The sequence below is a fragment of the Nocardia ninae NBRC 108245 genome (assembly GCF_007990755.1).
Taxonomy (GTDB): Bacteria; Actinomycetota; Actinomycetes; order Mycobacteriales; family Mycobacteriaceae; genus Nocardia; species Nocardia ninae.
In genome coordinates, this window is the sequence record NZ_BJXA01000038.1 from 61102 (window position 1) to 80740 (window position 19639).

The 19639-nt window shown below is 68.4% G+C and carries 16 protein-coding genes; 9 read left to right on the forward strand and 7 right to left on the reverse strand.

Annotated elements, in window-relative coordinates; all coding sequences use genetic code 11:
- Complete coding sequence (locus tag NN4_RS25120) at window positions 1-414, reverse strand: roadblock/LC7 domain-containing protein (protein ID WP_011207200.1); 414 nt, start codon at window positions 412-414, stop codon at window positions 1-3.
- Window positions 411-4127 carry a sensor histidine kinase gene (locus tag NN4_RS25125; RefSeq protein WP_186818625.1) on the reverse strand — a complete coding sequence of 1239 codons (3717 nt, stop codon included), beginning with the start codon at window positions 4125-4127 and terminating at the stop codon, window positions 411-413. Before NN4_RS25125 ends, NN4_RS25120 begins: the two co-directional genes overlap by 4 nt.
- 316 nt (window positions 4128-4443) lie before the next feature.
- On the opposite strand from NN4_RS25125, the gene NN4_RS25130 reads away from it, so the two are divergent.
- The 5 genes from NN4_RS25130 to NN4_RS25150 all read left to right on the forward strand — a co-directional run bounded on the left by NN4_RS25130 (window position 4444) and on the right by NN4_RS25150 (window position 10479).
- Window positions 4444-6495: an AMP-binding protein gene (locus NN4_RS25130; protein ID WP_246181070.1), complete on the forward strand. Its 2052-nt coding sequence runs from the start codon at window positions 4444-4446 to the stop codon at window positions 6493-6495.
- Between the two features lie 179 nt (window positions 6496-6674).
- Window positions 6675-7061: a hemophore-related protein gene (locus NN4_RS25135; RefSeq protein WP_107654059.1), complete on the forward strand. Its 387-nt coding sequence runs from the start codon at window positions 6675-6677 to the stop codon at window positions 7059-7061.
- Between the two features lie 49 nt (window positions 7062-7110).
- Window positions 7111-7824, forward strand: a complete 714-nt coding sequence (locus NN4_RS25140; protein ID WP_147136119.1) for a response regulator transcription factor — start codon at window positions 7111-7113, stop codon at window positions 7822-7824.
- The gene (locus tag NN4_RS25145; protein WP_147136122.1) at window positions 7821-9191 is read left to right on the forward strand and encodes a sensor histidine kinase; all 1371 of its coding nucleotides are present in this window, start codon (window positions 7821-7823) and stop codon (window positions 9189-9191) included. Before NN4_RS25140 ends, NN4_RS25145 begins: the two co-directional genes overlap by 4 nt.
- Before the next feature lie 118 nt (window positions 9192-9309).
- On the forward strand, window positions 9310-10479 hold the full coding sequence (locus NN4_RS25150; RefSeq protein WP_147136125.1) for a YhgE/Pip domain-containing protein: 1170 nt from the start codon (window positions 9310-9312) through the stop codon (window positions 10477-10479).
- A gap of 57 nt (window positions 10480-10536) precedes the next feature.
- Here the strand turns inward: NN4_RS25150 and NN4_RS25155 are convergent, their stop codons facing one another.
- The 4 genes from NN4_RS25155 to pdxH all read right to left on the reverse strand — a co-directional run bounded on the left by NN4_RS25155 (window position 10537) and on the right by pdxH (window position 14519).
- The gene (locus tag NN4_RS25155) at window positions 10537-10896 is read right to left on the reverse strand and encodes an FKBP-type peptidyl-prolyl cis-trans isomerase (RefSeq protein WP_107654055.1); all 360 of its coding nucleotides are present in this window, start codon (window positions 10894-10896) and stop codon (window positions 10537-10539) included.
- A gap of 42 nt (window positions 10897-10938) precedes the next feature.
- Window positions 10939-12249, reverse strand: coding sequence for a citrate synthase (locus tag NN4_RS25160; protein WP_135234698.1), 1311 nt, complete (start codon window positions 12247-12249; stop codon window positions 10939-10941).
- Between the two features lie 187 nt (window positions 12250-12436).
- On the reverse strand, window positions 12437-13720 hold the full coding sequence (locus NN4_RS25165) for an MFS transporter (RefSeq protein ID WP_147136129.1): 1284 nt from the start codon (window positions 13718-13720) through the stop codon (window positions 12437-12439).
- 70 nt (window positions 13721-13790) lie between these two features.
- Entirely contained in the window at window positions 13791-14519 is a 729-nt protein-coding gene (pdxH, locus tag NN4_RS25170) for a pyridoxamine 5'-phosphate oxidase (protein WP_147136132.1), read from the reverse strand.
- Window positions 14520-14682: 163 nt separating this feature from the next.
- Between pdxH and NN4_RS25175 the strand changes: the two genes are divergently transcribed.
- Window positions 14683-15831 carry a citrate synthase 2 gene (locus NN4_RS25175; protein ID WP_147136135.1) on the forward strand — a complete coding sequence of 383 codons (1149 nt, stop codon included), beginning with the start codon at window positions 14683-14685 and terminating at the stop codon, window positions 15829-15831.
- Between the two features lie 98 nt (window positions 15832-15929).
- Window positions 15930-16805 carry a polysaccharide deacetylase family protein gene (locus NN4_RS25180; RefSeq protein WP_246181071.1) on the forward strand — a complete coding sequence of 292 codons (876 nt, stop codon included), beginning with the start codon at window positions 15930-15932 and terminating at the stop codon, window positions 16803-16805.
- A gap of 6 nt (window positions 16806-16811) precedes the next feature.
- On the opposite strand, the gene NN4_RS25185 is transcribed toward NN4_RS25180, so the two are convergent.
- Window positions 16812-17489 (reverse strand): hypothetical protein, encoded by a 678-nt coding sequence (locus NN4_RS25185; RefSeq protein ID WP_147136138.1) that lies wholly within the window; start codon window positions 17487-17489, stop codon window positions 16812-16814.
- A gap of 168 nt (window positions 17490-17657) precedes the next feature.
- Between NN4_RS25185 and serC the strand changes: the two genes are divergently transcribed.
- Window positions 17658-18782 carry a phosphoserine transaminase gene (gene serC / locus NN4_RS25190; protein ID WP_147136141.1) on the forward strand — a complete coding sequence of 375 codons (1125 nt, stop codon included), beginning with the start codon at window positions 17658-17660 and terminating at the stop codon, window positions 18780-18782.
- Window positions 18783-18983: 201 nt separating this feature from the next.
- Window positions 18984-19639, forward strand: a 656-nt coding sequence (gene sepH / locus NN4_RS25195) for a septation protein SepH (RefSeq protein ID WP_147136145.1), incomplete at its 3' end; no start/stop codon positions are given.

Genomic DNA, 19639 nt, shown 5'->3' on the forward strand with positions numbered 1-19639 from the left:
TCAGGAACCCATCGTGACGCGTGGCGTGGCCTGAACTGTCTGGCCAACCCGCTCGACCAACAACGCCATCTCGTAACCGACCTGACCGATGTCGCACGACGTGTTGGTCAGCACGGCAAGGTACGAGCCGTCGCCGACCGCCATGAGTAGCAGGTAGCCGTGCTCCATCTCGACGACGGACTGCAGCACGGTGCCGCCCTCGAACAGGTTCGAGACACCGACCGAGAGGCTGGCCAGTCCGGCGGTGACGGCCGAGAGCTGCTCGGCACGGTCGACGGGCAGCTGAGCGCTCGCGGCCATGAGTAGGCCGTCAGCCGAGACCAGGACGGCATGGGCTACGCCAGGAACCTCGTTGGCGAAGTTCGAAACCAGCCAATCCAGCTGACGATTCGTACCACCTAGATCGGGGTTCATCGGTCTCCTTTATCTCCGGTTAAGTTCATTGCTCTCATTGCGCGGCCATCCCGGACGCCCTGCTGATGACGACTCAAGCTGGACCTGATCGTTTCTGGATCACGGCTCGGTGCCCGTTCCACCGCACCGTTGACGGCGCCCGGGACCAGCCTTCCGCCCGGATTGCGTTGCGGCAACCCAGCCGCCGTCCTCGTCTCGGATTGTGCCTCGCTGGCCCGGCGAGCCGCCTGCCAACCCTCGTCACCCGGTGACTCGAAGGACGCGGCCACTTGGGACCTGTCCATATTCGGGTCTGAGAGCCACGCCGACATCATTTCCGCGAAAATCGGTGTTCCGCCCATGACGGAGTCGCCGGTTTCGACCGCGGGCTGGAGCCTGGTCTGGAAGAACGACGCCGTCCTGGACGGGTTGGCCCGGTAGCTGTGCCTACCCGGGTCGGCGCCGGCGGCTTCGGTGTCCTTCGGCTGCTCGTCGCTGCCGGGCAGCGTACCGCGTCCCCGCTGCGAAAGACCAAGTCCCGGCGTGGAATCCCGCTGGGGCAGACCGTCACCCGGTTCCCGCTGCGGCAGATTCGGCGGCACCTGGCTGCCCGGCTGCCGCTGTGGCAGCCCGGTCGGCGTCGCGTCGCGCTGCGGCAGACTCGGCGCCGCCGCGTGGCGCTGGGGCAGACCACCGGCGTTGGGATCACGCTGGGGCAGACTCGAATCCCGCTGCGGCAAACTACTGGCACCCGGATCACGCTGCGGCAGACCACCGGAAGCGGTGTCCCGCTGCGGGAGCCCACCGGCGCTCGGATCACGTTGCGGCAGCATCGAATCTCGCTGCGGCAAGCCACCCGCACTCGGATCGCGTTGCGGCAGACCACCTGCGGTCGGGTCGCGTTGCGGCAACCCACCGGACGCGGACTCCCGCTGCGGTAGACCGTTCTCGCCACGCTGACGCTGCGGCAGACCACCGGCGCTGGGATCACGCTGCGGCAAGCCACCCGCGGTCGGATCCCGCTGCGGCAGACCGCTCGCGTTCGGCTCCCGTTGCGGCAGACCACCCGCATTGGGGTCGCGTTGCGGCAAGCCACCCGCGGTCGGGTCGCGTTGCGGCAACCCACCGGACGCGGACTCCCGCTGCGGCAGACCGTTCTCGCCACGCTGACGCTGCGGCAGACCACCGGCACCCGGATCACGTTGCGGCAGACCACCCGCGCTGGGATCCCGCTGCGGCAAGCCACCGGCACTCGGATCGCGTTGCGGCAGACCACCGGCGTTGGGATCCCGCTGCGGCATCCCGTTCTCGCCACGCTGACGCTGCGGCAGGCCGCTGGGCGGCTGGGCGAGGCCGCTGATGCTCGGCTGCGGCACGCCGTTGTTGCCCGGCTGCCGCTTCGGCAGTTCACCCGAGTTCGCGTCGCGCGGCGGCAGACCCGTGACGGTCGGCTCGGCCGGGGCACCCGGCTGCCGCGGCGGCGGACCGCCGGGAGCGAGGTTGCGCTTGGGTAGGTTCGCCGCCGCGAGCTTGCCGCGCTGCGGTCCGCTCGACTGCTGGCCCGGTGCGGGTCGCAGAGTCGGGCTCGCCTGCTGTGCGTTCGATTGCAGGCCGGACGCCATGGTGTTGCCCGGCTGCCGCTGCGGCAAGCCGCCGCCGGCCGGAACCGGCCCGCTCGGATTCGCATTGGGGTTGGTGATCGGAATCGGCCCGCTGACACCCGGATCGACGGTGACCATGACGTTGCCGCCGGGGGTCCGGGTGATCGCCCGCATCTGCATCGAGGACGGGGCGGACGGCCGCTGCCGCTCGGGTGCCTGCGGGGACGGGGTGACCGGCTGGGCCGTGATCGGCTTGCCCGCCACGATCAGATTGCCGGGCACGTGCACGGTCACCGTGACGCCGGGATCACGCGCGGTGTCGAAGGTGGGGCGCAGCCGCACGGTGAGACCGTGCCGCTCGGCCAGCCTGCCGACCACGAACAGACCCATGTGCCGGGCGGTGTCGGGGCCGGGCTCGGCGGTCTGTTCCAGCCGCCGGTTGATGTCGGCCATCTCACTGGGCGGCATACCGATGCCTCGGTCGGCCACCTCGATGAGCATGCCCTGGTCGTGCGCCTGCGCGAAGGTGAACTTCACGTCGGTCTCCGGCGGAGAGGCGCGCAGCGCGTTGTCCAGCAGCTCGGCGAACAGGTGCGCCATGTCGGAGGCGGCGGGCTCGACCAGCGAACCACGCGGTGTGGCACCCAGTTTCACCCGCTCGTAGTCCTCGACCTCGGAGATCGCGGCGCGCAGCACGTCGGCGATCTCGACCGGGGCAGACTTTGCGCGGCGCTGCCTGGTGCCGGCGAGGATGAGCAGGTTGTCGCCGTTACGGCGCATGCGAGCGGCGAGATGGTCCAGCCGGAACAGGTTTTCCAGCAGACGCGGGTCCTTCTCGTCGTACTCCATCGCCTCGATCAGGCTGAGCTGATGGTCGACCAGGGACTTGGACCGCCGGGCCAGCGTCTCGAACATGTCGTTGACCTGAGAACGCATCTGCGCCTGGTCGCTCGCCAGGCGAAGGGCCTGGCCGTGGATGTCGTCTACGGCACGGGCCAGCTGGCCGATCTCCTCGGTGCTGCGCACCGGCATCGGTTCCAGCGGCACCTCTTCCGGCGAGGCGCCGTTGCGGAGCTGGGCCACCTCGTGCGGCAGGTCACTCTCGGCGACGCGCAGGGCGGCGAGGCGCAGCCGGTGCAGCGGCACGATCATCGAGCGCGCGACGAACACGGCGAGCAGCAGCGCGGCGAGGATGGTCGCGACGACGACGCCGGTGTAGGTCCACGCGTCGCGCTGAGCGGTGGACACCAGCGCGTTCATCGCGCTGTCGATGTCCTTGGTCGCCCTGGTCACCACGAGTTCGTAGACCGCGAGACTGTCGGTCAGCGACTTCTTCAGCTCGCCCACCGGAATCCGACCGGCCTGTGCCTCCGGGCTGTTCAGCAGCGTCACACGAGTATCGATGCCCGCACGGAGATCGGCGATCGAGGTGTCACCGTCGGAGAACCGGTGCGACAACACGCCGAGCAGCGAGCGCTCGGTGTTGGCCGCGGTCAGGAAGCCTGGTGTGCCTGCCTTCGGGTCCTTCAATACGCCTGGGAACGCCGCGACCTCACCGACCAGCGTGGCTCGGGTGTTGAGCGAATCGACCAGGCGCAGCTTGGCCGTATCCACCGCGGTGTCGCTGACCTGGCCGACCGTCGTCTCGACGATCCGCACACTGTCGTTGCGCACCCGGTCGATCAGACCGATGGCGTCCTCACTCGACCCGGTGTTCACCGCTTTGCCTTGCTGGCGAACGGCTTTTGCCTGGTTGAGCATGCTGTCCAGCGCCGCACGGGCACCGGCGACACCACTGAGCTTGTCGGCTGCCTTCTCCGCGTTGGCGATCGCCTTGTCGAGATCGGCGAGGTTCTGATCCGTCACCACGGACACGTTCGGCGCGACGGCGATCATCTGCGAACCGACGGTCGTTGCCGTCTGCGCGCTCAGCGCCGTGACCGCGGGGATGGCCCCCACGTTCTCGGCGACGTCGGCGAGCCGACCCGAGTTGGTGAACTCCGACGAAATCCTGGACACGCCAAGGCCTACCGCGACCGCCAGCGGGACGGCCAGCACCGCCGTCACCTTCCAGCGCAGGTCCCAGTTGCCGAGCGCCCAGCGCCTTCTGCCGGACCTAGCGGCCTCACGCATCTCCCACTCACTTTCCAAACTGGCCCCAACCACGCGCCATCAGCGAACCTCCACACGCATACTGGCTCGACAGGCGGAGCTGGCCGAGAACTGCGGCTGGCCGAGAAATTGCGTCTACGACGGCCCAAATAAGTGACATCAGATTCTAACGGATCAATAACTTCTTGGGTGACTCCGAGTAAGCATGCGATCCTTGACCTGCCCGTTCCAGGCAAAACCAATGGTCACAACACCCACCCGGGCGTCGCGTGAAGTCTGCCACAATCAACCAGATCTATCGAGGCGGGCATCGAGGCGAGGCTAGGGAGTCACGGGTTTGAACGTGCGGCACGAGTACCGACCGGTCTATCAGACCAGCTTGGTCGACCCCGCCGAGTTCTGGGCCGGGGCGGCTGAAGCGATCGATTGGGAGGTACCGCCAACCCAGATCGTGGACCCGGCCGCTCGTCCGGTGGCCAGGTGGTTCACCGACGCTCGCCTCAACACCTCCTTCAACGCCCTCGACCGGCATGTGCACGGTGGCGCCGCGGCGGAGGGGGGCCTAGCGAATCAGCCCGCCTTAATATACGACTCCGCTATGACCGGCACCAGAGGCGTTTTCACCTACGCGGAGCTGCTGGAAAAGGTAGCCAGGTTCGCAGGCGCGATGAGCCGACTCGGCGTCGTCGCGGGCGATCGCGTCGTCATCTACCTGCCGATGATTCCCGAAGCCGTCATCGCCATGCTGGCCTGCGCGCGGATCGGCGCGGTGCACTCGGTGGTGTTCGGCGGCTTCGCCGCACCGGAGCTCGCCGCGCGCATCGACGACGCGAAGCCAGTGTTGATCATCACAGCATCCGGCGGCCTGGAACCGGGCAAACAGCTCGAATACCCGCCGATTGTGTTGCAGGCCTTGGATCTCGCCGAGACCACCGCGCCGCGCACCGTGATCGTGAAGCAGCGGCCGCAGTTCCCGACGATCCACTTCCCCGCGCCGCAGGCGGCGACCGAATCACTGCCGAGTTCGTCACAGACCATCGCGGCGCAATGGCTCGATTGGGACGACGCTGTCCGAGGTGCGCCACTGGCCGAGCCGGTCCCGGTGGCCGCGACCGACCCGCTCTACATCCTCTACACCTCGGGTACCACCGGGAAACCCAAAGGCGTGGTGCGGGACAACGGCGGACACGCGGTTGCCCTCGCCTGGTCCATGCGCAATATCTACGACGTAGGCCCCGGCCAGGTGATGTGGACGGCCTCCGATGTCGGCTGGGTCGTCGGGCACTCCTACATCGTCTACGCGCCGCTGCTGGTCGGCGCGACCACGCTGCTCTACGAAGGCAAGCCGATCGGCACCCCGGATGCGGGCGCGTACTGGCGAGTGATCGCCGAACACAATGTTCGCGTGCTGTTCACGGCGCCGACCGCGCTGCGCGCCATCCGCAAGGCCGACCCGGACGCCGCGCTCGCGCACGGCCACGACCTCTCCTCGCTGCGCGCACTGTTCTGCGCGGGCGAGCGACTAGATCCGGCCACCTATGCATGGGCCGACGAGATCCTGCTCGCCGACCGCACGGACTGCCCCGTCGTCGACCACTGGTGGCAGACCGAGACCGGCTGGCCGATCTGCGCGAACCCGCTCGGTCTGCAACAACTTCCGATCAAGGCGGGTTCGGCGTCGGTGCCGGTGCCGGGGTATCGCCTGCGGGTGCTCGACTCCGAGGGCAACCCGGTGCCGCCGAATACCGAGGGCAACATCGTGATCGGGCTGCCGCTGCCGCCCGGCACGCTGACCGGGCTGTGGCACGACGACGAGCGCTACAAGCGTTCGTACCTGTCCGCCTACCCCGGCCACTACCTCACCGGCGACTCCGGGTACTTCGACGAGGACGGCTACCTCTACGTGCTCGGCCGCAGCGACGATGTGATCAATATGGCCGGGCACCGGTTGTCGGCCGGCAGCATCGAGGCGGCCATCTCCGGGCACGAGGCGGTCGCCGAGTGCGCGGTGATCGGACTGCCCGATGAACTCAAGGGGCACCGGCCGCTGGCCTATGTGGTGCTCAAGTCGGGGGTCGAGGTGGACCCGGCGCAGCTGCGGGACGAGCTGATCGAGCGGGTGCGCAGCCAGATCGGCGCGATCGCCACGCTGCACGACGCCGTGATCGTCACCGCGCTGCCGAAGACCAGGTCCGGCAAGATCCTGCGCAAGACGATCCGGCAGATCACCTCCGGCGATCCGTACGAGGTGCCGTCCACCATCGAGGATCCCGCGGTGCTCGAGGCGCTGGAGGAACAGATCCGCGCGGCACGCGATCTCCCGCCGCTGAGCGAATTCGGGCCGGACTCGGCTGCCACACCGGTGACCTCGGCGCCCGGCGGCGAGTAAGGCCAGCTCAGCCGGTACCCGGGTGCCGATGAGATCAGTTGTCCTGCTGGATATTCCGTTGTGGACCCGGACTCGGCAGCGTCGACTGCTCAGAGATTCCTTAGGAAGCGTTCACACGCGTGCCAGTGCGGCGGCCTAGCGTCGAGGGCGCTAGTACCCCTCGATATTTGGAGTTACCCATGAAGCGTTCCGTTGGCCGTCCCGCTGTCGCCGCATTCGCCGCAGGCGGGCTGGCCACTGTCGCCATGTTCCTCAGCCCCGCCATCGCCTCCGCCGACCCGATGGAGCTCGCCGGTCCGCTGCTCACTTCCGACTGTTCGTTCGCCCAGGTCGACGCCGCCCTGCACGACAAGGCCCCGCAGCTCGCCGCCATGCTCGACGCGAACCCGAAGCAGAAGGCCGAGCTGCAGCGCAAGTTCGATCAGCCGGTCGAGCAGCGCCGCGCCGAACTCCAGCGGGCCATCGACCAGAACCCGGGCGCGGTCCAGGAAGCCCAGAACGACCCGCGCTACGCCCAGCTGCGCGACACCATCCGCACGGTCGCCGATTCTTGCCACAACTACTAATCGGCGTGCACGGCCTACCTGACCGGCTGGGCCGATCGGTGACGGCACAATGACAGATGTGACGCCTACTTCAACCCCGACCGTCCTCGTCGTCGATGACGACGAGGACGTGCTCGCCTCGGTCGAGCGGGGGCTGCGGCTGTCCGGGTTCCATGTGCTGGTCGCCAGGGACGGGGCGCAGGCGCTGCGCAGCGTGAACGAGCACGCGCCGGACGCGATCGTGCTCGATATGAACATGCCGGTGCTCGACGGCGCGGGGGTGGTCACCGCGTTGCGCGCGATGGGCAACGAGGTGCCGATCTGCGTGCTCAGTGCGCGCGCATCGGTGGACGATCGCATCTCCGGGCTGGAGTCCGGCGCCGACGATTACCTGGTCAAGCCGTTCGTGCTCGCCGAGTTGGTCGCCCGGATCCGGGCGTTGCTGCGCAGGCGGACCGACACCCAGTCACCGGCGACGCCGGGCGCGATCACCGTCGGCCCGCTCGAAGTCGATGTCGCCGGGTATCGCGCGCTGCTGCACGGCGATGAAATCGAGCTCACCAAGCGGGAATTCGAGCTGCTCTCCACGCTGGCGCGCAATGTCGGCGTGGTGCTGAGCCGGGAACGGCTGCTGGAACTGGTGTGGGGCTACGACTTCGCGGCCGACACCAATGTGGTGGACGTTTTCGTCGGCTACCTGCGGCGCAAGCTGGAGGTGGATGGCGCACCGCGGCTGCTGCACACGATCCGCGGCGTCGGGTTCGTGCTGCGGGCACCCAAATGACGCAGGTCACCGCGCCGAAATCCCGTCGGCGCCGGGCCTTTTCGCTACGCACCAGGGTCGCGGGCGCGGCAGCGGCCGGTGCCATCGTGATCGTCTCGGTGATCAGCGTGATCAGTATTCACGCGATCGAACGCAACAATGTGCAGCAATCCGATCAGCAGCTCGCGATCGCCGCGCGCATCGTGCTGATCGAACCGGTCATCGCGGTCCGGTTCGTCAGCTTGACGGGTCTGAACAACGACATGGCCGTCACGGTCCGCGACCACGGCACGGTCACCGCGAGCACACCGACCCAATTGCCCGATCTGGCACCGGGTTCGCGCACCGTCCCGGTCGGTGGCACGCCCTATCGCATCCTGTCGACGACCGAGAACCAGCCTGCGGGACGGGTGGTTTCGATCGGCATCCCCGCCGCCTCGGCGGCCGCGGCCACCGCCGACCAGCAGCGCTGGGTACTCGGCGGCGCGCTGTTCGCCATCGCCGCCGCGGCGGCGCTCGGCTGGCTGCTGGCCGGACGCGCGGTGCGCCCGATCGTGCGGCTCACCCGCCAGGTCGGCGCCCGCAGCGGCCTGCCGGATCCGCATAATCCGCAGACACCGGTGGACGGGTCGGGCGTGCGGGAGGCGGAAAAGCTGGCGGACGCGGTGAATACGATGCTGCAACGGGTGGATCAGGCACAGTCCGCTACCGCGGCGGCATTGGAGACCGCGCGCGATTTCGCCGCCGTCTCCGCGCACGAGTTGCGCACGCCGCTCACCGCCATGCGCACCGACCTCGAGGTGTTGCGCACCCTGGACCTGGACGAGGCACAGCGCACCGAGATCCTCGCCGACCTGCAACGCAGTCAGGGCCGGGTGGAGACCACGCTGGCCGCGCTGGAGCGTCTCGCCACCGGCGACCTCACCAACGAACGCGACCACGTCGCCACCGATGTCGGCGACCTGTGCGACCAGGCCGCGCACGACGCCATGCGGCACTTTCCCGGCTTGAAGGTCCGCATCGACAGCGACACCGAGCTCGTCACCCGTGGGCTGCCCGCGGGTTTACGGCTCGCGGTGGACAACGCGCTGGCCAACTCGGTCAAACACGGGCGGGCCACCGAGGCGCTGGTGTCCGCGCACCGAGCGCCGAACGGGCACATCGTGATCAGCATCGACGACAACGGTCGCGGCATCCCGGTGCACGAGCGGCAGGCCGTGTTCGATCGGTTCTTCCGCGGTAGTCAGGCGAGCAAGGGCGGCTCCGGGCTCGGCCTGGCCTTGGTCGCCCAGCAAGCCCAATTGCACGGTGGCCGCGCCTATTTCGACGACGGAACGCTCGGCGGCATCCGCCTCGTCCTCGACCTGCCCGACCCAACCATCGTCTAACCGCCACGCAGAACTCTCGACCCGCGCGAATCGCTGGCGGATTCGTGCGGGGCGCTCCTTAGCGAACTCTCATAGAAACGCCAGCGGTTGAGTTAAGGGACCGCTCTATCGTCTGGCTGTGATCGGAAAACGCGCCCGCTGGGCTCTTCTCGCCGTTGCTCTCGTCAGCGCTGGCGCGCTCGGTGCCGGCCTCACCGCGTGCAGCCGATCGGACGACGGCCCCACCGGCATCGCCCTGGTGAACGCCGATAGCGGGCCAACGGGCGCGCGGGTCGTCAAGGCGCTGACGGAAGCGGGCGGATACGAATGGACCGCCGCAAAGCCGGGTGAGGCGAGCACCGACGACTATGCCGCGGTGATCACCCTGCCCGCCGACCTCACCGAATCCATGGGCACCCTGGCCGGTACCCAGCCGCGCCGGGCCAAGGTCACCGTCGCCACCCACAAGGATGCGGACACCGACCTGGTGAACGGCGCGGTGTCCGAGGTGACGCACCGGGTCGGCGCGGCGGGAGTCGACGCAGCGCTCGCCGCGGTCGGGCAGGCCCGCAGTCAGATGTCGCAGGTGCAGTTCACTGCACAGTTGCTCAAAGCCGGAGTGAACACGGCCGCTTCGGGCACCGAGCAGTTCAGCGCGGGGGCCGACCAGCTGCTCGGCTTCCTGAGTTTCGCCAAAGAGGGCTCCGCACAGCTGACTTCGGCCATCGCGCTGCTGAACTCGACCGTCGACGGCGCCGCCAAGCAGGCGAACGAGCTTGCCTCCGCGCTGGATTCGACCGGCATCACCATCGCCCAGGTGGAGCAGACGGCGAACACGGTGAACTCCGGCCTGGACCAGATCCTCCCGCTGCTGCGCGCCCTGCCCTTCGCCAATGATCCGGCGCTGGCCGACATCATCAAGAAACTCGAAGCGCTCCAGGGCATTTCGGGTCAGGCCGGCTCCCAGCTCACCGGCCTCGGCTCGCTGGTCGGCGGCGCGGTCGACCCGAACACCGACCTCGGCACGCTGCTTCGCACCGTGGTCGACCGATTGACCAGTGCCAGTGCGCAATTGAACGAGGGAGCGAAGCTGGCCGAGGGCCTGCCCAAGCTCGCCGACGAGGGCGGTGCCCAATTGGTCAGCGCCATCAGCCAACTCACCGGCGGCGTCACCCAGCTGCAGACCATCGTCAACAACCTGAGCACCCAGACCGACAAGGCGGTAGCTACCCTCCCCCAGCGCAGCTCAGCCCAGCAGTCCGCGCTTGCCCTGGCCCTCACCGACCCGGTCGAGATCGTCCGCGAGTAGCACGACAGCGGCCCGCGCTCCACCGAGTGGAACACGGGCCGCGGTACGCGTTTCGGGTTAGCTCGCGTCCAGCAGGTCGATGATGAAGACCAGCGTCTTGCCTGCCAGCGGGTGTCCCGCACCGGTCGGGCCGTAGGCCAGCTCCGGCGGGATGGTGAGCTGGCGACGGCCGCCGACCTTCATGCCGGGGATGCCGTCCTGCCAGCCCTGGATCAGGCCGCGCAGCGGGAAGTTGATGGATTCGCCGCGGTTCCAGGAGGAGTCGAATTCTTCGCCGGTGTCGAACTCAACGCCGACGTAGTGCACCTCGACGTTGCCGCCGGGCACGGCTTCTTTGCCTTCGCCCTCGATGATGTCCTTGATCACCAGCTCGGCGGGCGCGGGCCCACCCTGGAACTCGATCTCCGGCTTGGTCATTCGGCATTTCCCCTTCGGTGGGTGATGGTGGTGACGGTGGAACTAACGGTTGGTGATCTCGCGGTAGTCGCGGGCGCCGTAGCCGGTGTAGATCTGCCGCGGGCGGCCGATCTTCAGTGGCTCGCTGTGCATTTCGCGCCAGTGCGCGATCCAGCCCGGCAGTCGGCCCATCGCGAACAGCACGGTGAACATACGGGTGGGGAAGCCCATGGCCTTGTAGATGACGCCGGTGTAGAAGTCGACGTTCGGGTACAGGCGCCGCTCGACGAAGTAGTCGTCGGTGAGCGCGGCCTCTTCCAGCGCCTGGGCGATCTCGAACAGCTCGTCGTTGCCGAGCTTGTTGAGGATCGCGTCGGCGTGCTTCTTGGCGATGGCGGCGCGCGGGTCGTAGTTGCGGTAGACGCGGTGCCCGAAGCCCATGAGCTTCACGCCGTCTTCCTTGTTCTTGACCTTGCGGATGAATTCCTTGACGTCGCCGCCGTCGGACTTGATGCCGTCGAGCATCTCCAGCACCGCCTGGTTGGCGCCGCCGTGCAGCGGGCCCCACAGTGCGTTGATGCCGCCGGACACCGAGGTGAACAGGTTGGCGTCGGAGGAGCCGACGAGCCGGACCGTCGAGGTGGAGCAGTTCTGCTCGTGGTCGGCGTGCAGAATGAGCAGCATGTCCAGCGCCGCGGCGACCTCGGGGTCGACCTCGTACGGCTCGGCCGGGAAGCCGAAGGTCATCCGCAGGAAGTTCTCCACCAGGCTCAGCGAGTTGTCCGGGTAGAGGAACGGCTGGCCGACCGACTTCTTGTACGAGTAGGCCGCGATGGTAGGCAGCTTGGCCAGCAACCGGATGGTGGACAGCTCGACCTGTTCGGGGTCGCGCGGGTCCAGCGAGTCCTGGTAGTAGGCCGACAGCGCGTTCACCGCGGAGGAGAGCACCGGCATCGGGTGCGCGTTGCGCGGGAAGCCGTCGAAGAAGCGCTTGAGGTCCTCGTGCAGCAGGGTGTGCCTGCGGATCCGGTCGGTGAAGTCTTCCAGCTGGGCCTGCGAGGGCAGCTCGCCGTAGATCAGCAGGTAGCTGACCTCGATGAAGGTGGAGGAGCCCGCGAGCTGGTCGATCGGGTAACCGCGGTAGCGCAGGATGCCTGCCTCACCGTCGATGTAGGTGATCGCCGACTTGGTCGGGGCGGTGTTCATGAAGCCCGGGTCGTAGGTGACGTAACCCGTGCTGGCCAGCAGCTTTCCCAGCTCGATTCCGTCGTTGCCTTCGGCGGCCTTGGCGACCGTCATCGGGAACTCCCCGCCGGGGTAGGTAAGCACCGGCTTGGCGTCTTCGTCGACGTTGATGATGTTCTCAGCGGGCACGGAAGGATCCCTCTCAGGCTAGAACCGTAGGCATCGTCGCGGTCGGCGCACGATGCACTTGTCTCAACGCTAGACGTTCACCGACGCGGACAACCAGGAGGGTAGTCCTGTGCGACCTCACAAACATCTCGTGGCGGTGTGAGGTCCGAAGTACGCGCCGAACAGCGATTGCTGGATATTCGCAGGCTCATGGTGCCACTATTTCCGCATGTGCGCGCCCTACCCGGTATCGCACGAATGCCGGGAACGCGATCGCGGCGATCACCACGCCGATCACCACGAGAACACCGCCACCGGCCGCCGCGACAGCGGTACCCAGACTGGCCGCCGCAAAACCGTGGGCAACATCACCGATTCGTGGCCCACCTGCGACAACCACGATGAACACGCCTTGCAGCCGTCCGCGCATCTCGTCGGTCGCGACCTGCTGCAGCATGGTGACCCGCAGCGCGGCCGAGACCATGTCCACCGCGCCGCCGAAGGCCGAGCAGAGCAGCGCGAGCGAGAGCCCGAGGCCAAGGCCGAGTCCGTGCCCGGTGAATCCGACGGCCGCGCCGAAGCCGACCATGGCCAGGCCCCACAGCACGATGCAGACGAGGACGGCCATGCCTTGGCGCTGAATGCGCGGTATCCAACCGGAGAACACCCCGCCCAGCACCGCGCCCACCGACATGGACGCGAACAGCAGGCCGAGCGCGACCCCGCCGGTGGTCGGATCGCCGAAGGTCTCGTGCGCGATCTGCGGGAACAGCGCGCGCGGCATGCCGAACACCATGGCGATCACGTCCACCGCGAACGAGGCGAGCAAAATCCGCTGCGTAGCCAGATAGCCGAAACCGTCCAGCACCGTGCGGAATCCGGCCTTGCGCGCGGTTCCGGTCGGCGGCAGCGCGGGCAACTTCCACACCGCCCAGATCGTGGCGAGCAGGGCGATGGAGTCGATCAAGTACAGGGTGGACAGCCCGATCACCGGGATCAGCGCGCCCGCCAGCACCGGTCCGGCGATGGCGCCGAACTGCATCACCGTCATGCTGAGCGAATTGGCCGCGGCCAGTTGGTCTTCCGGCAGCAGGCGCGGAATGGCCGCGCTGCGCGTCGGCTGGTTCACCGCGTAGAACGCCTGCTGCACCGCGAACAGGCCGAGCACGACCCAGACGTTGTCGATGCCCGACGCGGCCTGCGCCCAGAACGCCACCGCGGTGAGCCCGGTGCCGGCGTTGGTGATGAGCATCAGCTTGCGCCGGTCCATCACATCCGCGAGCGCGCCGCCCCACAGCCCGAACACGATCAGCGGCACCAGGCCGAACAGCCCGGCCAGGCCGACATACCCTGAGCTGCCGGTGATCTGGAAGATCTGCTGCGGCACCGCGACGATGGACAGCTGCGCGCCGATCATGGTGACGATGCCCGAGGTCCACAGACGCCGGAAGTCGGGGTGTCGCAGCGGGGCGGTATCGGCCAGCAATCTCACCGGCGGGAGCGTAGCGACTGCAACCCGACCGGCTCGATACGAGATTTCTCACCGGCCGACCGGGAATAGTTCAGGGTTGTAGTCGCTCCACCTTCATGGCGCCGTTCTCGACGAGCACCCGAATCCGGTTGTGCAGCCTGCCGCGTCGGCCTTGCCAGAACTCCACCTCGTCCGGGCGCAGCAGAAAGCCACCCCAGTGCGGCGGCACCGGAATCTCGTCGACATTCTCGAAGCGCGCGATAGTCTCGGCCATGGTGCGGTCCAACTCGGCGCGCGACCCGATCGGCTTCGACTGCCGCGAGGCCCACGCGCCCAGTTGCGAGTCGCGCGGCCGGGAGCGCCAGTAGACCTCGGTCGTCTCGGCGGGCACCCGCTCGATCGCGCCGCGCACATGCACCTGCCTGCCGAGCGCGGGCCAGACGAAGGTGGCGGCGGCGAACGGGACGGCCGCGAGCTGGCTGCCCTTGGCCGAGTCGTAGTTCGTGTAAAAAGTCACACCCTCGGGCGAGAGCCCTTTACACAGGACGGTTCTGGCGACCGGTCGCGGCGTGCCGTCGGCCAGCGAAACGGTGGCCAGCACCATGGCGTTCGGCTCCGCGACGCCGACCGCGGTCGCTTGCTCGATCCAGTGGCGCAGCAACGGCTCCCAGCCGCCGGCCAGCCATGTTTCGTCCAGATCGACGTCTTCGCCGCTGCCGAACGGGGCGCCCCCGTACTCGGCGCGCATGCCGGCTAAATCGGTGCTCGGCAGGGTATCGGCCGTCTCCTGGCCGCCGGGTGAATTGTCCAGGTCACGCATGGGCCAGACGTTACTCCGGGGTAGCAAGGATCTAAGGTGTTGTTGATCGGCATGTGCTCGGCGAGCCTCGTTATACCCCTCATCGCCGAGGATCAGGCCTGTTCTAGCGAGCTGCGAGCAGTCGCTACGGAGCGCGTCCCGAAGTGCAAGGAGAAGTCCCGACATGACTACCAGCCCCGCGGTGCCTACCGGGCAGACCGCCGTACCCAGCGATTTCGTCAGCGGCCTCGAGGGTGTGGTGGCGTTCACCACCGACATCGCCGAGCCCGACAAGGACGGCGGCGCGCTGCGCTACCGCGGCGTCGACATCGAGAACCTGGTCGAGGGCCAGGTGACCTTCGGCGACGTGTGGGCCCTGCTGGTGGACGGCGAGTTCGGTCGCGGCCTGCCGCCCGCCGAACCCTTCCCGCTGCCCGTGCACACCGGTGATGTGCGCGTCGACGTGCAGGCCGGCCTGGCCATGCTCGCCCCGATCTGGGGTTACCAGCCGCTGCTGGACATCGACGACGAAACCGCGCGCGACAACCTGGCCCGCGCCTCGGTGATGGCGCTGTCCTACGTCGCGCAGTCCGCGCGCGGCATCTACCAGCCTGCGGTCCCGCAGAAGAAGATCGACGAGTGCAACACGGTCACCGAGCGGTTCATGACCCGCTGGAAGGGTGACCCGGACCCCAAGCACACCGAGGCGATCGACGCCTACTGGGTGTCGGCCGCCGAGCACGGCATGAACGCCTCCACCTTTACCGCGCGCGTGATCGCCTCCACCGGCGCCGATGTCGCGGCCTCGCTGTCCGGCGCGATCGGCGCGATGTCGGGCCCGCTGCACGGTGGCGCGCCCGCGCGCGTGCTGCCGATGATCGAAGAGGTCGAGCGGACCGGCGACGCACGGGCACTGGTCAAGGGCATCCTGGACCGCAAGGAAAAGCTGATGGGCTTCGGGCACCGGGTTTACCGGGCCGAGGACCCGCGCGCCCGCGTGTTGCGCGCCACCGCGAAGCGGCTCGCCGCGCCGCGCTACGAGGTGGCCGCCGCGCTGGAGCAGGCCGCACTGGCCGAGCTGCGCGAGCGTCGCCCGGACCGGGCGATCGAGACCAACGTGGAGTTCTGGGCCGCGGTGATCCTCGACTTCGCCGAGGTGCCCGCGCACATGATGCCCGCCATGTTCACCTGTGGCCGGACCGCGGGCTGGTGTGCGCACATCCTCGAGCAGAAGCAGCTCGGCAAGCTGGTGCGCCCGGCGGCCATCTACACCGGACCGGCGCCGCGTCAGCCCGCCGACGTCGCGGGCTGGGCGAGCATCCAGCACGCCTAGCAATAGCCAGAATGCATCACCGCGAGCCGAATGTCCTGCACCAACAGGACATTCGGCTCGCGTAGCATCCGGGTCCGGACGGACGAAGGAGGGCCGGGGTGCAGGAACGAGGAATGTCGCGGCGGCGGATGTTCGGCGTCGCCGCCACGCTGGCCGCCGGGTTCGCCGCCACCGGATGCGGGACCGCGCGCAGTGATATCGCGACCGCAGCACCGACTTCGAGCCGTGCCCGAACCTCGATCGGCGACGCCGCCGTGGCCTCGAGGACCGCGCCACCACCGGACAACTCGCCCGCAGCCGTGGCCGCCAGGCACGCCGCTGACCAGCCGCAGCAGTGGGGCGTGCAGATGCCGGGCATCACAAGCACATTCGCGGCCACCGGCAAGCAGCTGGCCCTGACCTTCGACGCCTGCGGCGGGCCGGGCAACAACGACATCGACGACTCGCTCATCAACTTCCTTGTCACCCAGCAGATTCCGGCCACGCTGTTCCTGAACAAACGCTGGATCGACGCGAACCCGGTGCGAGCCGGTCAGCTGGCGGTGAACCCGCTGTTCGAGCTGGCCAATCACGGTGTCGCACACAAGCCGCTCTCGGTGAACGGCCGCGCCGCCTACGGCATCGCGGGCACCGGTTCGGCGCAGGAGGCGGCCGACGAGGTCTGGGCCAACCACGAGCGGCTGACCGGACTGGTCGGCAAGCCACCCCGCTTCTTCCGTGCGGGCACCGCGCACTACGACGACGTCGCGGTCGCCATCGTGCACGAATTGGGCGAAACCCCGGTCGGTTTCAGCATCAACGCCGACTACGGTGCGACCGCGAGCGCGGCCAAGGTCCGCTCCGCGATGAATGCGGCTGCGCCGGGGGCGATTTCGCTCGCCCACATGCACCGCCCGCAGTCCGGCACCGGCGCGGGCATGATCGCCGTCCTGCCGGCCCTGCGCGAGACGGGTTTCACCTTCGTCCACCTGTGAGGCCGGTCAGTCCTCGCCGAGGGAGGCGGCCCAGTCGACGGCCACCGATTCGCCGTGGTCGACGGTGAAGAAGGCGACCTCCAGGTGCTGGCCCAGATCGACCAGGCCGATCGCGGGCAGCGGAACCGGTTGGACGAGCCGGACCAGCCACGGGGTCGGCTCGTCCCAGGCGCGCAGCTCCAGGTCGAGGCGCAGCACCGGATCGTCGCGGCCGACGTAGTCCGCAGCGACCGGGGCCGCGGCGAGCACCGTCGCGTCGGCGCGGCGGCCGTCGGCGAGGATCTTCGAGACGCTGACCCGGCCGGTCTCCGCGAACTCCGGCACGTACAGCACCAGCCGATCCCGGTCGCCCGGGTCGACCCGGCAGCACACGACATCGCCCGGCTGCATCCACTCCAGGTTCGCCGCCGATACCCGCTGCCGCACCCTGGCCTCGTACGGCGCCACCCCGTCGACCTCGACCCGTACCCAGAACACCTGGCACGGCGACGAGCCGTCCGCGTCGTGCTCGCCCGCGACCGCTTTGTTGCTCGGCCGCACGCCGAGAATTGTTGCCGAACCGAGGGTGCCGTGTAGCAGCAACTCCCGGCGCGCGCTGTCGGACATCGCGCCGATGCGCAGCCCGAAGGTCCGTGGTCGTCGACCGAGCAATCGCCACCCCGAGTTAGCCGGCGCCATGTTCATGGGCGCAAAGGTTAGCTGGAGTGTGGTGCGCGACACAGCAATACCACCGCAACCGGAGTGGACCGTGACAATTCCGGCACCGGGCGCCCGCGCGAGCGCCGGTGGCGGAGGGCACAGCTGCCGACCCGCACGAACCGAGCTGGTCCGACACGCTTTACCCTGTTCGGCATGACCACTGCGTTCCCGACGATTCCCGACGACCTCAAGCCCGCCGACGGACGGTTCGGCTGTGGCCCCTCCAAGGTGCGACCGGAGCAGTTGCAGTCTCTGGTGACCGTCGGCGCCTCGGTGTTCGGAACAAGTCATCGGCAGAAGCCGGTGAAAGATGTGGTCGCGCGGGTGCGCTCGGGCCTACGCGAACTGTTCGGCCTGCCCGACGGTTACGAGGTGGTGCTCGGTAACGGTGGCACGACGGCGTTCTGGGATGCCGCGGCCTTCGGCCTGATCCGCGAGCGTTCGCTGCACCTGACCAACGGTGAGTTCAGCTCCAAGTTCGCCGCCGTGGCCAAGGGCAACCCGTTCATCGGCGACCCGATCGTCATCTCGGCCGAGCCGGGCAGCGCGCCGGAGCCGGTGTCGGACCCCTCGGCCGACCTGATCGGCTGGGCGCACAACGAAACCTCCACCGGTGTCGCCATTCCGGTGCAGCGCCCGGCGGGCTCGGAGAACGCGCTGATCGCCATCGACGCCACCTCGGGCGCGGGCGGTCTGCCGGTGAACATCACCGACGCCGACGTTTACTACTTCGCGCCGCAGAAGTGCTTCGCCGCCGACGGTGGCCTGTGGGTCGCGCTGATGAGCCCGGCCGCGCTGGCCAGGGTCGACGAGATCAAGGCGAGCGGCCGGTGGACCCCGGAGTTCCTGTCGCTGCCGATCGCGATCGACAACAGCACCAAGGAGCAGACCTACAACACCCCGGCGCTGGCCACCCTGCTGCTGTTCGCCGACCAGATCGAGTGGCTCAACGGCAACGGCGGCCTGGACTGGGCGGTCAAGCGGACGCTGGATTCGTCGTCGCGCCTGTACAACTGGGCCGAGTCGAGCGAGTACGCCACGCCGTACGTCACCGACCCGGCGCACCGCTCGCAGGTGGTCGGCACCATCGACTTCGCCGACTCGGTCGACGCGGCCGCGGTGGCGAAGGTGCTGCGGGCCAATGGAATCGTGGACACCGAGCCGTACCGCAAGCTGGGCCGTAACCAGTTGCGCGTGGGCATGTTCCCGGCCATCGACCCGGAAGACATCAGCCAGTTGACCCGCAGCATCGACTGGGTCGTGCAGAATCTGGGCTGACAACAGCCGAATCCGAGCGCGACACGCCACAATCGACACGCCGCTTCCGGTGGTGCGCCAAGTCGAACAGAGCAGATTAGCGGGGTGCGGGAGTCTGCACAGAGATTTCCGCCCCGCGTGTCTCGCCCCACGGATCCCAGAAGTGCACTACTGTTTCGGAAAGTGGGCGGTGTCGCGAGTCGACGCGGTAAGGAGGTAACGGTGCGTGAACTTCGAGTGATCGGGGTGACGCCCGACTCCACGCACATCGTGTGTATCGACACCGAGTCCGGAGCGAAGTACCGGCTTCCCGCCGACGACAAGCTACGAGCCGCAGCACGCGGAGACCTTGCCCGATTCGGCCAGATAGAGATCGAAATGGAAGCAACTATGCGTCCTCGCGATATCCAGGCTCGAATCCGGGCCGGTGCCTCCGTCGACCAGGTCACCGAAGAATCCGGCATGCCGGCCAGCCGCGTCGAGCGGTTCGCCTACCCGGTGTTGCTGGAGCGTGCCCGCGCTGCCGAACTCGCGCAGAAGGCGCATCCCGTCCGCCCCGACGGCCCCGCCGTGGAAACCCTCATCGATGTCGTCACCGCCGCCTTCACCGAGCGCGGCCACAACATCGAAGGCGCCGAATGGGACGCCTGGAAAGACGAAAAAGGCTTCTGGGTCGCCCAATTGCAGTGGCAGAACGGGCGTTCCGAAATCGCCGCGCACTGGCGCTACCAGCCCGACGCGCACGGCGGCTCGGTCTCCCCGCTCGACGACCCCGCCTCCGATCTGATCGATCCCGACTTCGGCCGAGCGCTACGCGGTCTCGCGACGATCCTGCCCGCCGAGCCCGAGGTGGCCGCGCCCGCACCGCAGCCCGAGCC

What these genes read in the sequence shown, in the direction of transcription:
- NN4_RS25120 (WP_011207200.1), bottom strand. Translation starts at nt 414, where the DNA reads ATGAACCCCGATCTAGGTGGTACGAATCGTCAGCTGGATTGGCTGGTT.
- NN4_RS25125 (WP_186818625.1), bottom strand. Translation starts at nt 4,127, where the DNA reads ATGCGTGAGGCCGCTAGGTCCGGCAGAAGGCGCTGGGCGCTCGGCAAC.
- NN4_RS25135 (WP_107654059.1), top strand. Translation starts at nt 6,675, where the DNA reads ATGAAGCGTTCCGTTGGCCGTCCCGCTGTCGCCGCATTCGCCGCAGGC.
- NN4_RS25140 (WP_147136119.1), top strand. Translation starts at nt 7,111, where the DNA reads ATGACAGATGTGACGCCTACTTCAACCCCGACCGTCCTCGTCGTCGAT.
- NN4_RS25145 (WP_147136122.1), top strand. Translation starts at nt 7,821, where the DNA reads ATGACGCAGGTCACCGCGCCGAAATCCCGTCGGCGCCGGGCCTTTTCG.
- NN4_RS25155 (WP_107654055.1), bottom strand. Translation starts at nt 10,896, where the DNA reads ATGACCAAGCCGGAGATCGAGTTCCAGGGTGGGCCCGCGCCCGCCGAG.
- pdxH (WP_147136132.1), bottom strand. Translation starts at nt 14,519, where the DNA reads ATGCGTGACCTGGACAATTCACCCGGCGGCCAGGAGACGGCCGATACC.
- NN4_RS25175 (WP_147136135.1), top strand. Translation starts at nt 14,683, where the DNA reads ATGACTACCAGCCCCGCGGTGCCTACCGGGCAGACCGCCGTACCCAGC.
- NN4_RS25185 (WP_147136138.1), bottom strand. Translation starts at nt 17,489, where the DNA reads ATGAACATGGCGCCGGCTAACTCGGGGTGGCGATTGCTCGGTCGACGA.
- serC (WP_147136141.1), top strand. Translation starts at nt 17,658, where the DNA reads ATGACCACTGCGTTCCCGACGATTCCCGACGACCTCAAGCCCGCCGAC.